Annotated in this window: 11 protein-coding genes and 1 pseudogene; all 12 read right to left on the bottom strand. The window is 68.2% G+C overall.

The window, feature by feature from the left end:
• Window positions 1–73: 73 nt before the first annotated feature.
• The 12 genes and pseudogenes from ftsA to rsmH all read right to left on the bottom strand — a co-directional run bounded on the left by ftsA (window position 74) and on the right by rsmH (window position 14,316).
• A complete protein-coding gene (gene ftsA / locus AC3A4T_RS11715) occupies window positions 74–1,309 on the bottom strand; it encodes a cell division protein FtsA (protein WP_056105815.1) in 1,236 nt (411 codons plus the stop codon).
• Window positions 1,310–1,365: 56 nt separating this feature from the next.
• Window positions 1,366–2,046: pseudogene (locus AC3A4T_RS11710) on the bottom strand (cell division protein FtsQ/DivIB); the annotation flags it as partial.
• Window positions 2,043–3,050, bottom strand: a complete 1,008-nt coding sequence (locus AC3A4T_RS11705; RefSeq protein WP_487675537.1) for a D-alanine--D-alanine ligase — start codon at window positions 3,048–3,050, stop codon at window positions 2,043–2,045. The gene AC3A4T_RS11705 and the pseudogene AC3A4T_RS11710, both read right to left, overlap by 4 nt.
• Entirely contained in the window at window positions 3,047–4,492 is a 1,446-nt protein-coding gene (gene murC, locus AC3A4T_RS11700; protein WP_487675536.1) for a UDP-N-acetylmuramate--L-alanine ligase, read from the bottom strand. The genes AC3A4T_RS11705 and murC overlap by 4 nt, the downstream gene beginning before the upstream one ends.
• 175 nt (window positions 4,493–4,667) lie before the next feature.
• Window positions 4,668–5,759, bottom strand: coding sequence for an undecaprenyldiphospho-muramoylpentapeptide beta-N-acetylglucosaminyltransferase (gene murG, locus AC3A4T_RS11695; RefSeq protein ID WP_487675535.1), 1,092 nt, complete (start codon window positions 5,757–5,759; stop codon window positions 4,668–4,670).
• Window positions 5,756–7,078, bottom strand: a complete 1,323-nt coding sequence (ftsW, locus tag AC3A4T_RS11690) for a putative lipid II flippase FtsW (protein WP_487675534.1) — start codon at window positions 7,076–7,078, stop codon at window positions 5,756–5,758. Before ftsW ends, murG begins: the two co-directional genes overlap by 4 nt.
• Entirely contained in the window at window positions 7,078–8,166 is a 1,089-nt protein-coding gene (mraY, locus tag AC3A4T_RS11685) for a phospho-N-acetylmuramoyl-pentapeptide-transferase (protein WP_036104620.1), read from the bottom strand. The genes ftsW and mraY overlap by 1 nt, the downstream gene beginning before the upstream one ends.
• Window positions 8,156–9,565 carry a UDP-N-acetylmuramoyl-tripeptide--D-alanyl-D-alanine ligase gene (locus tag AC3A4T_RS11680; RefSeq protein ID WP_487675533.1) on the bottom strand — a complete coding sequence of 470 codons (1,410 nt, stop codon included), beginning with the start codon at window positions 9,563–9,565 and terminating at the stop codon, window positions 8,156–8,158. The genes mraY and AC3A4T_RS11680 overlap by 11 nt, the downstream gene beginning before the upstream one ends.
• Window positions 9,562–11,022, bottom strand: a complete 1,461-nt coding sequence (locus tag AC3A4T_RS11675) for a UDP-N-acetylmuramoyl-L-alanyl-D-glutamate--2,6-diaminopimelate ligase (protein WP_487675602.1) — start codon at window positions 11,020–11,022, stop codon at window positions 9,562–9,564. Before AC3A4T_RS11675 ends, AC3A4T_RS11680 begins: the two co-directional genes overlap by 4 nt.
• An 8-nt stretch (window positions 11,023–11,030) precedes the next feature.
• Window positions 11,031–13,016: a peptidoglycan D,D-transpeptidase FtsI family protein gene (locus tag AC3A4T_RS11670; RefSeq protein ID WP_487675532.1), complete on the bottom strand. Its 1,986-nt coding sequence runs from the start codon at window positions 13,014–13,016 to the stop codon at window positions 11,031–11,033.
• Window positions 13,013–13,276, bottom strand: coding sequence for a cell division protein FtsL (gene ftsL / locus AC3A4T_RS11665; RefSeq protein WP_031371593.1), 264 nt, complete (start codon window positions 13,274–13,276; stop codon window positions 13,013–13,015). The genes AC3A4T_RS11670 and ftsL overlap by 4 nt, the downstream gene beginning before the upstream one ends.
• A complete protein-coding gene (gene rsmH, locus AC3A4T_RS11660; protein WP_487675531.1) occupies window positions 13,273–14,316 on the bottom strand; it encodes a 16S rRNA (cytosine(1402)-N(4))-methyltransferase RsmH in 1,044 nt (347 codons plus the stop codon). The genes ftsL and rsmH overlap by 4 nt, the downstream gene beginning before the upstream one ends.
• Window positions 14,317–14,318: the final 2 nt, after the last annotated feature.

Raw genomic sequence — 14,318 nt, 5'->3', positions numbered from 1 at the left:
GTGCTGTTGCTAACGCTCTTGCTGTTGCTCTTGCTGTTACTAATCTCGAATCCCAAATCCCGAATCCCGGCCGTCAGAATTCGCCGCGATACCAGTTCTTGATCTTGTTGAAGAAGCTGCCGGCGCGGCCGGTGGAGATCACCGGGCGACGCGGGTTTTCGATCTGGCTGCCCATCAGCAACAGACCCACGCCGGTGGCGTGAACCGGGTTGCCGACCACTTCGCCCAGGCCGGTGACGTGCTGCGGGATGCCCACGCGCACCGGCATCTGCAGCATTTCCTCGGCCAGTTCGACCACGCCTTCCATCTTGGCCGCGCCTCCGGTCAGGACCATGCCGGCGCGAACGTGATGTTCGAAGCCCGAACGGCGCAGTTCGGCCTGGATCATTTCGAAGATTTCTTCGTAACGCGCCTGCACCGCCTGCGCCAGCGAGTGACGCGGCATGCGCCGCGGCGGGCGATCGCCGACGCTCGGCACCTGGATCGATTCCTCGGCGGTCGCCATCTGCGCCAGCGCGCAGGCGTAACGCACCTTGATCTGTTCGGCTTCCGGCGTGGGCGTGCGCAGCATGTGGGCGATGTCTTCGGTGACCTTGTCGCCGGCGATCGGCAACGACGCGCTGTGCGCGATCGCGCCCTGCACGAACACCGAGATGTCGGTGGTGCCCGCGCCGATATCGACCAGCACCACGCCCAGCTCGCGTTCGTCGTTGGTCAACACGGCGTTGCTGGAGGCCAGCACGCCGAGGATCAGATCGTCGACCTGCAACCCGCAGCGCTGCACGCACTTGCTGATGTTGGCCGCGGCCGATTGCGCGCACACCACCAGATGCGCATGCACCTCCAGGCGCACGCCGGTCATGCCGACCGGATTGCGGATGCCTTCCTGCGAATCGTCGAGCACGTAGTCGCGCGGGATCGCGTGCAGGATCTTCTGGTCGGCCGGGATCGCCACCGCCTTGGCCGCGTCCAGCACCCGGTCGAGATCGCCGTAGGTGACCTCGCCGTCGCGGATCGGGGCGATGCCCTGCGAGTTGCGGCACTGGATGTGATTGCCGGAAATCGAGGCGTAGACCGAGCGGATTTCGCAGCCGGCCATCAGCTCGGCTTCCTCGATCGCGCGCTGGATCGACTGCACGGTCGACTCGATGTCGACGACCACGCCGCGCTTGAGCCCGCGCGATTCGTGCGAGCCGATGCCGATGACTTCGATGGGGTTGCCAGGCGAATACTCGCCCACCAGCGCCACCACCTTGGAGGTGCCGATGTCGAGGCCAACGATCAGCGACTTGTCGCCTTTGCGGTTCATGACTGTCCTTGCTGCTGTTTCGGTGCGGCCGCGGGCGCCTGTACGGGCGCCCACGACAGCGAAAAACCATTGGTGTAACGAAGGTCGGCGCGCGCCAGCACCTGCACCCGCTGCGCCATCAACTGCGGCAGCAGCTTGACGAAGCGGCTCAGGCGCGCGCGCGCCTCGTTGCGGCCGACCACGATCTGCGCGCCGTTGGCCAGGCCGAGGGTCCAGCTGCCGCGCTGGTCGACTTCGACCTGACGCACGTCCAGTCCCACCGGCGCGAACAACTCGCGCGATTCGTTGTAAAGCGCCACCACGTCCTTGATCCGGCTTTCCGGCCCGGCGAACTGCGGCAGGTTGGCCGGCACCTGGATGTTGGCGGTCGGAAACAGACGTCCCTGCTCCGACAACAAACGATCCTGGCCCCAGCGCGCGAACGGCTTGTGCTCGATCACGGTCACTTCCAGCACATCGGGCCAGCGCTTGCGCACTTCGGCGTGACCGACCCACGGCAGCTTGGCGACCGCGACCTGCGCCGACGCCAGATCGACCGCGAAGAAGCCGCGCTGCGCATACGGCAGCAAGGTCTTGCGCAACGCCGTCGCATCCACCCGCTCGAACTCGCCGGTCACGCGCAGGCGCTTGAGCGGCCACTGGTTCGCGCCGATCCAGCCGTTGAGCACGGCGACGACCGGCAGCGCGACCAGGGCCAGCGCAAGCAACCATCCGACGAGGCGGAGCATGGCGTTCACGCCGTCGCACCTCCTACCGCGGCCGTATCGGTCGCGGACGGCATGACCACGGTTGCTTCGAGCACGCGCCAGCACAGTTCGTCGTATTCGATCCCGATCTGGCGCGCGGCCTTGGGCACCAGCGAATGGCTGGTCATGCCCGGCGCAGTGTTGACCTCGATCAGATACAACTGGCCGCTGTCGCGGTCGCGCATCACGTCGACCCGGCCCCAACCCTTGCAGCCGGCGGCGACGAAGGCTTCCATCGCCATGCGGCGGATTTCGGCTTCGTCGACGCCTTCCAGGCCGGGACACAGATATTGAGTGTCATCGGCGATGTACTTGGCGTGATAGTCGTACCACTCGCCCTTCGGCACGATCCGGATCGACGGCAGCGCGCTGTAGCCGTCGCCGTTGATCAGCACCGCGACGGTGAGTTCGTCGCCGATCACCATCTGCTCCATCAGCATTTCGCCGGGATAGCGCGCGGCCAGTTCGACCGCTTCGTCGATGTCCGCGTCCTTGAGCACGCGCGACACGCCGACGCTGGAGCCTTCGCTGGACGGCTTGATGATCACCGGCAGGCCGATCGCCTGGGCCGCGGCATGCACGTCGTCGCCCTTGGCGATGCGGCGATAGCGCGGAGTCGGCAGGCCGGCCGCCATCCACACCTGCTTGGTGCGGATCTTGTCCATCGCCAGGGCCGAGCCGAGCACGTCCGAGCCGGTGTAGGGAACGCCGAGCGCTTCCAGCACGCCCTGCAGCACGCCGTCTTCGCCGCCGCCCTTGTTGCCGTGCAGGATGTTGAACACGCGATCGACACTGCCCGCGCGAATGGCTTCGATCAGCGCCGGAATGCCGTCGACCGCGAACGCGTCGACGCCGCGCGAACGCAACGCTTCGAGCACGCCGCGACCGGAATCCAGCGACACCTCGCGCTCGGCGCTGGTGCCGCCCATCAGCACGGCGACGCGGCCGAACACGGCCGGATCGGTGACGCGGAGCGGGGCAAACTGCAGACTCACTTCGATTCTCCCTGGAAACCCTGGCTGGCGAGCTGCTGCGCCGCCGCGCCGATATCGCCGGCGCCCATCAGCAACAGCAGATCGCCGTCGTTCAATACGTCCGGCAACACGCCGGCGAGATCGCCCGCGCCGCCGACCACCACCGGGTCGATGCGGCCGCGCGCGCGGATCGCGCGCGCCAGCGACTTGGCGTCGGCGCCGGCGATCGGCGCTTCGCCGGCCGGATACACCTCGGTCAGCACCAGCGCATCCACCGACGACAGCACCGCGGCGAAATCGTCGAACAGATCGCGCGTGCGGCTGTAGCGATGCGGCTGGAACGCGACCACCAACCGCTTGTCCGGCCAACCGCCGCGCGCCGCGGCGAACACCGCCTCGAGCTCTTTCGGGTGATGGCCGTAGTCGTCGACCAGTTGCACGGTCGCGCCCTTGTCGGTCTGCAGCTGCGCCAGCAGATTGAAGCGACGGCCGATGCCTTCGAATTTTTCCAGCGCGCGCGCGATCGCGTCGGGCTGCACGCCGAGTTGCCAGGCGACCGCGCACGCCGCCAACGCGTTCTGCACGTTGTGCCGGCCCGGCAGCGCCAAGGTCACCGCGGTGCGGGTCGCATCGGGCAGGCACAGGGTGAAATGCATCGCGCCGCCGCTCTGGCTGACGTCTTCGGCGCGCACGTCGGCGGTTTCGTCGAAGCCGTAGGTCATCACATGGCGCGGGGTTTCCGCGGCGAGCTTGGCGACGTTGGGGTCGTCGATGCACAGCACCGCCAAGCCGTAGAACGGCAGCCGGTGCAGGAATTCCTCGAACGCGGCCTGGACCTTGGCGAAATCGCCGCCGTAGTTTTCCAGGTGATCGGCGTCGATGTTGGTGACGATGGCGATCTGCGGATTCAGGCGCAGGAAGCTGCCGTCGCTCTCGTCGGCCTCGGCCACCAGCCACTGGCCGCCGCCGAGCCCGGCGTTCGCGCCGGCCGCCAGCAGCTTGCCGCCGATCACAAAGGTCGGATCGATGCCGCCTTCGGCCAGCACGCTCGCGGCCAGCGAGGTCGTCGTGGTCTTGCCGTGGGTGCCGGCCACCGCGATCCCGCGGCGGAAACGCATCAGCTCGGCCAGCATTTCCGCGCGCGGCACCACCGGGATGCGCTGCGCGCGCGCTTCCATCAATTCGGGGTTGTCGCGCTTGATCGCGCTCGACACTACCACGCAGTCGGCGCCGAGCACGTTCGACGCGGCGTGGCCGCGATGCACGTTGGCGCCCATCGCGGTCAAGCGACGGGTGACGGCGTTGTCGGCCGTATCCGAACCCGACACCTGATAGCCGAGCGTGCACATCACTTCGGCGATGCCGCTCATGCCGGTGCCGCCGATGCCGACGAAATGCACGCGCGGAAACGCCTTGGCCAGATCGCCGGTGTGCTGCAGTCGGCGGCGGAGTGCGGTGCTCATGCTTGACGTCCGGGATTCGGGATTGGGGATTGGGGATTGGAAAAATCAAAAAGCGACTGCGGCACTACGGACTTCCGGAATTTCGATGAAGACACGGCAGCAACCAGCGAATCGACTGGGCGTTGACCGAACTCGCCGTTGCGAATCCCGAATCCCCAATCCCGAATCCCGGCCTTCATCGCGCTACCTCCAACACAATCTGCGCGACCCGATCGGCCGCGTCGGGTTTTGCAATGCTTCGCGCCGCTTCGGCCATCTGCAGCAGCACGCCGCGTTCGGCGAGGATCTCGATGGTCGCCGACAGGCGCGCGCCGAGGTCGTCGCCGGCCTGCGGCAGCAATTGCGCGGCGCCGCGATCGACCAGGAAACGCGCGTTCTTGGTCTGGTGGTCGTCGACCGCCTGCGGGAACGGCACCAGCACGCTGCCGACGCCGGCCGCGCACAGTTCGGCGAGCGTCAGTGCGCCGGAGCGGCATACGACCAAGTCGGCCCAGGCATAGGCGGCGGCCATGTCGGCGATGAACGGTTCGACCGAGGCGATCACGTCGGCGTTCGCATACGCCTGTTCGGCGTCGGCGCGCAGCTTCTCGCCGCTTTGATGCCGCACTTCGCAGGGCACGCGGCCGCGCAGGCCGGCGATCGCGGCCGGCACGGCCTGATTCAGGGCGCGCGCGCCCTGGCTGCCGCCGAGCACCAGCAAGCGCAACGGACCGCCACGTTCGGCGAAACGCTGCGCGGGCGGCGCGACCGCGGCGATCTCGGCGCGCACCGGGTTGCCGACCACTTCTTCCTGGCCACCGGCGAAGGTGTCCGGAAAGCCGGTCAGCACGCGGCGCGCGAAACGCGATAGCACGCGGTTGGTCATGCCCGGGGCGCGATTTTGTTCGTGCACGATCAGCGGCACACCGGCCAGTCGCGCGGCCAGGCCGCCGGGACCGGCCGCGTAGCCGCCGAAGCTGATCACCGCGCGCGGCTGACGCGCGCGCAGCACGCGCTGCGCGGCGCGCACCGACGCGGCCAGCCGGAACGGCGCGCGCAACAGCGTCGCCAAGCCCTTGCCGCGCACGCCGCTGATCGCGATGGTGTCGATCTCGATGCCGTGCTGCGGCACCAGCCGCGTTTCCATGCCGCCGTCGGCGCCGAGCCACGACACCGGCACGTTGCGGGACAGCAGGGCCTTGGCCACCGCCAGCCCCGGGAAGATATGCCCGCCGGTGCCGCCGGCGAGAATCATCACCGGCCGATCATTCGTACGAAGCTCGCTCATGCGGACCTCCCGAACGACGGCTCGACGCGTTCGCGCAGACGGCTGGTGCCGCGCGCGGCGTCGCTGTTGCGAGCAACGCCGGCAGCCGCGGGCGTCGGCGTCGCGGTCGAAGGCGCGCCGCTCGCGGCCGGCGCGCCGGCCTGCGCCGCTTCACCGCGCAGACGCGCGACCTGGCGCTGAGCGCGATCGAGTTCGTAGGACACGCGCAGCAACACCGCCAGCGCCGCGCAGCTCATCAGCACGCTGGAGCCGCCGGAGGAAATCATCGGCAGGGTCAGGCCCTTGGTCGGCAACAGGCCCAGGTTGACCCCGATCGAAACGAAACTCTGCAGCCCCATCCACAAGGCGATGCCGAACGCGACGTAGCCCGAGAAGTGGCGACGCATCTCCACGCACTTCAGTCCGATCCACAGCGCGCGCCCGGTCAGCAGCGCGTACATGCCGACCACCGCGCACACGCCGGCGAAACCGAATTCCTCGGCGATCACCGCCATGATGAAGTCGGTATGCGCCTCGGGCAGGTACGACAGCTTCTGCACCGACGCGCCCAGCCCGACCCCGGTCCATTCGCCGCGACCGACCGCCATCAAGGCATTGGTCAGCTGGTAACCGGTGCCGAACGGATCGCTCCACGGATTCATGAATGACGTCAGGCGGATCACGCGGTACGGCTCGGCGATGGCGATCACCGCCAGGATCGGCAGGCCGATCAGCACGGGTCCGAACATGCGCGGCATGTTGACGCCGCCGAGCACCAGCATGCCGGCGGTGATCGCCAGCAGCAGCGACGACGAACCGAAGTCGGGCTGCATCAGCAACAGTCCGACCAGCACGGTCGCCACGCCGATCGGCTTGAGCATCGCGCCCCAGGTCGCCGAGATGTCTTCGCTGAAACGCTTGAGGTAGCTCGCCAGCCAGACGATGTAGAGCAGCTTGACCGCCTCGACCGCCTGAAAACCGACCGGGCCGAGATTGATCCAGCGCTTGGCGCCGTTGACCTGCTTGCCGATCACCGGCACGAACACCAGCAACAGCAGCACGATGCAGACCAGCAGCAGCCACTGGTTGTGCTGTTCGATGGTCTTGAGCTCGGTGCGCATCAGCCAGAACGCCATGCCCAGGCCGACGCCGAGGAAGATCAGGTGGCGGGTCAGGAAGTAGAACGCGTCGACCTCGTGGGTCGCGGCGACCCCGAGCGAGGCCGAGCCGACCATGACCACGCCGGTGCAGGCCAAGGCAATGGACACGAACAACAACCACGGGTCGTAGCGACCGTGGATGGCGTCGAGTCGGGTTGCCTGGCGCGCGGAGTTTTCCATCAACGGACCTTGAGAGTGGCCAGACCGACCAGCACGAGGACGACCGAGATGATCCAGAAACGCACGATCACGCGCGGCTCGGGCCAGCCCTTGAGTTCGAAGTGGTGATGAATCGGCGCCATGCGGAACACGCGCTTGCCGGTGAGCTTGAACGAGGCGACCTGGATCATCACCGACAGGGTTTCGATCACGAACACGCCGCCCATGATCACCAGCACCAGTTCCTGGCGCACGATCACCGCGATGGTGCCGAGCACCGCGCCCAGCGCCAGCGCGCCGATGTCGCCCATGAACACCATCGCCGGATAGGTGTTGAACCACAAAAAGCCCAGGCCCGCGCCGGCGATCGCCGCGCAGATGATCACCAGCTCGCCCGCGCCCGGCACCTGCGGAATCTGCAGGTACTTGGAGAATTCGGCATGGCCCGAGGCGTAGGCGAACACGCCCAGCGCGCAGGCGACCAGCACGGTCGGCATGATCGCCAACCCGTCGAGACCATCGGTCAAATTGACCGCGTTGGAGAAGCCGACGATCCAGAAGTACGCGACCACGATCAGGCCGGCGCCGAGCGGAATCGCGATCGCCTTGATCAGCGGCACGTAGAACGTCGTGCTCGCGACCACCGCCGGATCGGCGGTGAAGTACAGGAAGGCGCCCGCGGCCAGACCGAAGATCGACTGCAGCAGATACTTCCAGCGCGACTTCAGGCCGTTGGGATCGCGGCGCACGATCTTGATCCAGTCGTCGTACCAGCCGATCGCGCCGAAGCACAGCATCACCCCGAGCACCAGCCACACATACCTGTTGCGCAGGTCGCCCCACAGCAGCACCGAGGCCAGCACCGTCATCAGGATCAGCGCGCCGCCCATGGTCGGCGTGCCGGCCTTGGAGAAATGCGTCTGCGGGCCGTCCTGACGGATCGGCTGGCCGCCCTTGTACTGGGCGAGCTTGCGGATCACCGCCGGGCCCCACCACAACGACAGGGCGAGCGCGGTCAACGCGCTGAGGATGCCGCGAAAGGTCAGATAGCCGAACAGCCCGAACAGGCTCTGCAACTGCTCCAGCCAACGAGTGAGTTCAAGCAGCATGCGTGGTCCCCTTCCCCTGTGCGGGCTTATGCGCGGACAGCAACGCCGTCACGATCTTGTCCATCGCACTGCTGTGCGAACCTTTCACCAACACCCGCACGCCTTCGCGCAACTGCTCGCTGAGCGCGCGCGCGAGCGCGTCGTGGCTGTCGAACACCTGTGCGCCGTCGCCGAAAGCCTGGGCCGCGGCGGCCGGCAGTTCGCCGAGCGCGAACAAGCGACGCAGGCCGGCGGCCTTGGCGCGGCGGCCAATGTCGGCGTGCATGGCGACTTCTTCATGGCCGATCTCGCGCATCGCGCCGAGGACCAGCCAGCTTTCCGAGGTTTTGTCCGCGCCGCCCATCTCGGCCAGGGTGTCGATCGCCGCGGCGGTCGAACCGGGATTGGCGTTGTAGCTGTCGTCGATCAGCACCGCGCCGTTGTCGAGGCGATGGGTGATCAGCCGGCCGTCGACCGGCAACGCGGCGTTGAGGCCGGCGGCGATCGCGGCGAGCGACACGTCGGCGCCGAGCGCCAGCGCCGCGGCGGCCAGCGCATTGCGCACGTTGTGGCGGCCGCTGAGCTTCAGCGCGACTTGTGCCTCGCCCTGCGGCGTCACCAGCACGAAGCTGGAACCCTCCGCGCCGACGCGCACGTCCTTCGCGGTCACGTCCGCGCTGGCGTCGATGCCGTAGCGGATGATCCGCCGGCCCGAGGCGCGATTGTCGAAGTACGGCGCGAACGCATCGTCGGCATTGATCACCGCCACGCCGTACGACGGCAGCGCGTCGTAGATCGCGCCCTTGGTGTCGGCGATGCCGAGCAGGCTGCCCATGCGCTCCAGATGCGCGGCGGCGATGTTGTTGACGACCGCGACCTGCGGACGCGCGACGCGCACCAGGTAATCGATGTCGCCGGGCTTGCCCGCGCCCATTTCGTAGATCGCGAACAACGCGTCTTCCGGCGCATCGAGCACCGCCAGCGGCAGGCCGATTTCGTTGTTGCGGTTGCCCGGGGTCGAATAGGTCCGGCCCGGCGCGGCCTGCTCCAGGATCGCGGTGGTCAGCGCCTTGACGCTGGTCTTGCCGTTGCTGCCGGTGATCGCGATCACCCGGGTGTCGCGGGTCGACTGCACGGTGGTGGCCAGATCCGCCAGCGCGCGCTCGGTATTGGCGACGATGACCTGCGGCATGGCCGTGTCGATCTCGCGCGAGACCAGCGCGCCGGCCACGCTGGTGCCGAGCAGCTTGGCGACATGATCGTGGCCATCGAAGCGTTCGCCCTTGAGCGCGACGAACAGCGCCGCGCCGCTTTCCGGCAGCGCGCGGCTGTCGGTGCTCAGCAGGTCGATCGCGGCGTCCTCGCCGTGCAGGCGGCCGCCGGTCATGCGCGCGATTTCGGACAGCATCAGACGCCTCATGAGCGCGCCTCCAGTGCCGCCTGCGCGATCAGGGTGTCGTCGAACGCATGGCGCACGCCGTGGATTTCCTGGTAAGGCTCGTGGCCCTTGCCGGCCACCAGCACGATGTCGTCGGGACCGGCTTCGCCGATCGCATGTTCGATCGCGGCGCGGCGGTCGCGCAGCACCACCGCGCGCTGCGGCGCGCGCAGGCCTTCGAGAATGTCGGCGACGATGACGTCGCCGTCTTCAAAGCGCGGGTTGTCGTCGGTGACGATCACCAGATCGGCGCCGTGTTCGGCGATCGCCGCCATCTGCGGACGCTTGCCGCGATCGCGATCGCCGCCGCAGCCGAACACGCAGATCAGCCGCGCGTTGGCATGCGCGCGCAGCGAGGCCAGCGCCTGCTCCAGCGCGTCGGGGGTGTGCGCGTAATCGATCACCACCAGCGGCAGCACGCCGTCGCCGCCGAGGCGGTTCATGCGGCCGTGGATCGGTTCGAGTTGCGACAGGGTTTCGGCGATCCGCGCCGGTGCTTCGTCGAGCGCGTACAGCGCGCCGGCCACCGCGAGCAGGTTGTCGACGTTGAAACGGCCGAGCAACTTGGAAGCGACCGGGTGCGCCTTGCCGGCGACGACCAGATCGAAGCCGATGCCGCGGCTGTCGAAACTCAGCGCGTCGGCGCGCAAGGTGGCGCCGTCGCGGCCACGCGAGCTCAACCCGATCGCACGCACGCCCTTGGGCAGTTGCGCGATCAGTTCGCGGCCGAACTCGTCGTCGAGATTGATCGCCGCCGCCTGCAGGCCAGGCCAGTCGAACAAGCGCGCTTTCGCGGCGCCGTAGCTCGCCATGTCGCCGTGGTAATCGAGATGATCGCGGGTCAGATTGGTGAACACGCCGACGTCGAAATGCACGCCGGCGACGCGGCCCTGATCGAGCGCGTGCGAGCTGACTTCCATCGCCACCGCGGTCGCGCCGGCATCGCGCATGTGGGCGAGCAATTCGTGCAACGGCAGCACCAGCGGCGTGGTGAAGCCGTTCGGCACGACTGCGCCGTACAGGCCCGCGCCGAGCGTGCCGACGCTGCCGCAGCGAATGCCGCGCAAGGTCCAGGCCTGCGCGATCAGCTGCACGGTCGAGGTCTTGCCGTTGGTGCCGGTGACGCCGACCACGGTCATCGCCGCGCTCGCGCGGCCATGGAAGGCATCGCCCATTTCGCCCAGACGCGAACGCAGACCCGGCACCGCGATCGCATCGGCCGGCGCCGGCAGATCGTCGGGCGCGGGCGGTTCGAACAGGATCGCGACCGCGCCCTGCGCGCGCGCCTGCTCGACGAATTTCAATCCGTGCGCGCCGAACCCGGCGATCGCCACGAACGCATCGCCCGGACGCACCGCGCGGCTGTCCATCACCAGACCGGAAATGCGCAGATCGCCGGGGATGCCGGCGATGTCGGGCAGCAGGTCGGCCAACGGCATCAGGCGGCTCATCGCACGCCTCCCGGGGCCAGCGCGCCGGCCGCAATCGGCGGTGGCGGCGCGGCTTCTTGGGTTGCCGCCGGCAGCACCGGACCGCTCGGCTTGCCGCCGTTCTGCTTGAGTCGCTTGGCTTCGGCCGCGGCCTGCACCGCGAGCCAGGTTTCGATGTCGTCGGGCGCCACGTCCATCAGCCGCAACGCGCCGTCCATGACGTTGCGGAACACCGGGCCGGACACCGAACCGCCGTAATAACCCTTCTTGGTCGGATCGGGTTCGCTGACCACCACCACCATCGAAAAGCGCGGCTTCTCCACCGGCACGACGCCGGCGAACAGCGACACGTACTTCTTCGAATACCCGCCGGTCGCGCTGAACTTGCGCGTGGTGCCGGTCTTGCCGGCGACGTGATAACCCAGGATCGCGGCCTGCTTGGCGGTGCCGCCCGGCTCGGTCACGGTCTGCATCATGTGCATGATTTGGCCGGCCACGGCCGGATCGAGCACCTGCTGCGGCTCGTTGCGCTGGCCCTTGACGAAGGTCGGCTGGATCAACTTGCCGCCGTTGGCCATCGCCGCATAGGCCATCGCGATCTGCATCGGCGTGGCCGACAGACCGTAACCGTAGGACATGGTCGCCTTGGTCGTGCCGCTCCAGCGCGACGGCGGCGCGAGCAGGCCCGAGGACTCGCCCGGGAAACCGCTGTTGGGCTTGCGGCCGTAACCGAAGCCCTGGATGAACTTGTAGTAGTAATCGTTCGGCAGCGGCAGCGCGAGCTTGGCCGCGCCGACGTTGGAACTCTTGGTGATCACGCCGGTGACGGTCAGGGTGCCGTTGTTATGCGTGTCGGTGATGCGATACCGGCCATTGGGCATCCAGCCCGGCTCGGTGTGCACCAGGGTGGTCGGCTTGACCGTGCCGGCATTCAGCGCGGCGGCGACGGTGATCGGCTTCATCGTCGAGCCCGGCTCGACCACGTCGGTGATCGCGCGGTTGCGATGGGTATCGCGATTGCCCGCGCCGAGCAGGTTCGGGTTGTAGGTCGGCAGGTTGGCCATCGCCAGCACTTCGCCGGTTTCGATATCGAGCACCACCGCCGAGGCGCTGCTCGCGCCGGTGTCGATCAGCGCGCGGCGCAGTTCGCGGTAAGTCAGGTACTGGATGCGCCGATCCAAGGTCAGCGTGATGTCCTTGCCCGGCTCGGCGGTCTGGACCAGATCGACGTTCTCGACGATGCGGCCGGCGCCGTCGCGGATCACCCGCTTGACCCCGGGCTTGCCGCGCAGTTCGTGATCGAACGCGAGCTCCAGGCCTTCCTGGCCGCGGTCGTCGATGTTGGTGAAGCCCAACACGTGCGACATCGCCTCGCCCTGCGGGTAGAAGCGACGGAATTCGCGCTGCGAGAACACACCGGGAATCTTGTAGGCGAGGATCCGCTTGGCCTCATCCGGATTGATCCGGCGCTTGAGGTACATGAACTCCTTGCCCGAACGCTGCGACAGCTTGCGGGTCAGTTCGTCCGGCGCCACGCCCAGGGCCTTGGCCAGGGCCGGCAGGCGCTCGGGGCTCTTGGCCAGTTCCTTCGGATTGCCCCAGATCGACTCGACCGGCGTCGACACCGCCAGCGGTTCGCCGTTGCGGTCGGTGATCATGCCGCGCGAGGTCGGGATCGGGATTTCGCGCAGCGAGCGCGCGTCGCCCTGCTGGCGATAGAAATCGTTGTGGATCACCTGCAGGTCGAGCGCGCGGCCGATCAGCGCGACCGCGCACAGGCCCAGCGTGCCGCCGACCAGGATCAGCCGGTTGCGCAGGTTGAACTGGGCGCTGCGGCCGCGCGGCTTGTTGCCGGCGCGCGCGCGGTCCTCGCGCAGGCGCGCGAACCCTTCGCCGAGGTTTTCGACCAGCCGGTCGAAGCCGCCGCCGTGACGGCTGCGCTCGCCGAGCACGCGATCGAGCGGACCGCTGCGGCCGGGCCGCTTGTTCTTGCGGCCGGTCATGGCCGGATCACCACGGTTTCGGCGCCTTCCGGGAACTTCATCCCGATCCGCTCGCGCGCGACCTGATCGATGCGGTTGCTCTCGGCCCAGGTCGCCTGTTCCAGCTGCAGCCGGCCGAATTCGATATTGAGCTCGTCGCGCTCGCGCTGCAGCTTGTTGAGCTGCACGAACAGCTGCCGATGCTCATGGCGCGCGAACACCACCAACAGCGCCGAGACGACGTTGGCGACGATCAGCAGGGCCAGCAGCAGGCGCATCACGGGGCGCCTCCTGGCGGTGGCGCCGGGATTGGGGATTGGGGATTGGAGATTGGGTCGAGCGAGGCCGCGGGGTCCGAAGTTTCATCGAATCCCGAATCCCGAATCCCGAATCCCAGCTTCTCAGCCACCCGCAACACCGCGCTGCGCGCGCGCGGGTTCTCGGAGGTTTCGTCGTACTCGGCCTTCTGCGCGCCGCCGATCATCAGCAGGTCGGGGGTGAAGGCGACCTCGACCGGCATGCGCCGGTTGGCCGGCGGCGCCTTGGCGTGACGCAGAATGAACTGCTTGACGATGCGGTCTTCCAGCGAATGGAAGCTGATCACCGCCAGCCGGCCGCCGGGCTTGAGCCGCGACAGCGCCGCGTCCAGGCCGAGTTCCAGATCGGCCAGTTCGCGGTTGATGAAGATGCGGATCGCCTGGAAGCTGCGGGTCGCCGGATGGATCTTCTGGTCGCCGCGCGGCATCACCGAGGCGATCAGGTCGGCGAGCTGGGCGGTGCGGGTCAGCGGCTGGGCGTCGCGGCGGGCGACGATGGCGCGGGCGATCTTGCGGCTCTGGCGCTCTTCGCCATAGGTCCACAGCACGTCGGCGATGTCTTTCTCGCCGGCCGTGGCCAGCCACTGCGCCGCGCTGAGCCCGCTGTCGGGGTCCATGCGCATGTCCAGCGGGCCGTCCTTGCCGAAGCTGAAACCGCGCTCGGCCACGTCGAGCTGCGGCGAGGACACGCCCAGGTCGAGCAGCACGCCGTCCAGGCCGGTCGCGGTCGCGTCCCAGTTCGCCATGTCGGCGAAGCTGCCGCGGTAGATGGACACGCGCGCGTCGTCGCCGAACTCGCGTTCGGCCACGGCGATCGCTTCGGGGTCCTTGTCCATCACCAGCAGTCGGCCTCCGGCCTGCAATTGCGAGAGCACGCCGCGGGCATGCCCGCCGCGTCCGAACGTTCCGTCCAGATAGGCTCCATTCCCGTGTACCCGCAGGCCGTCGAGCACCTGCCGGTACATCACGGGAAGGTGGCCGGAGCGCGTCAGCGTGCGATCCATGC

It is taken from the genome of Lysobacter sp. Soil_N_51 (genome assembly GCF_057655755.1).
Note: the sequence above shows the minus strand (reverse complement) of the source record. Positions and strands in the feature narration are given on the sequence as shown.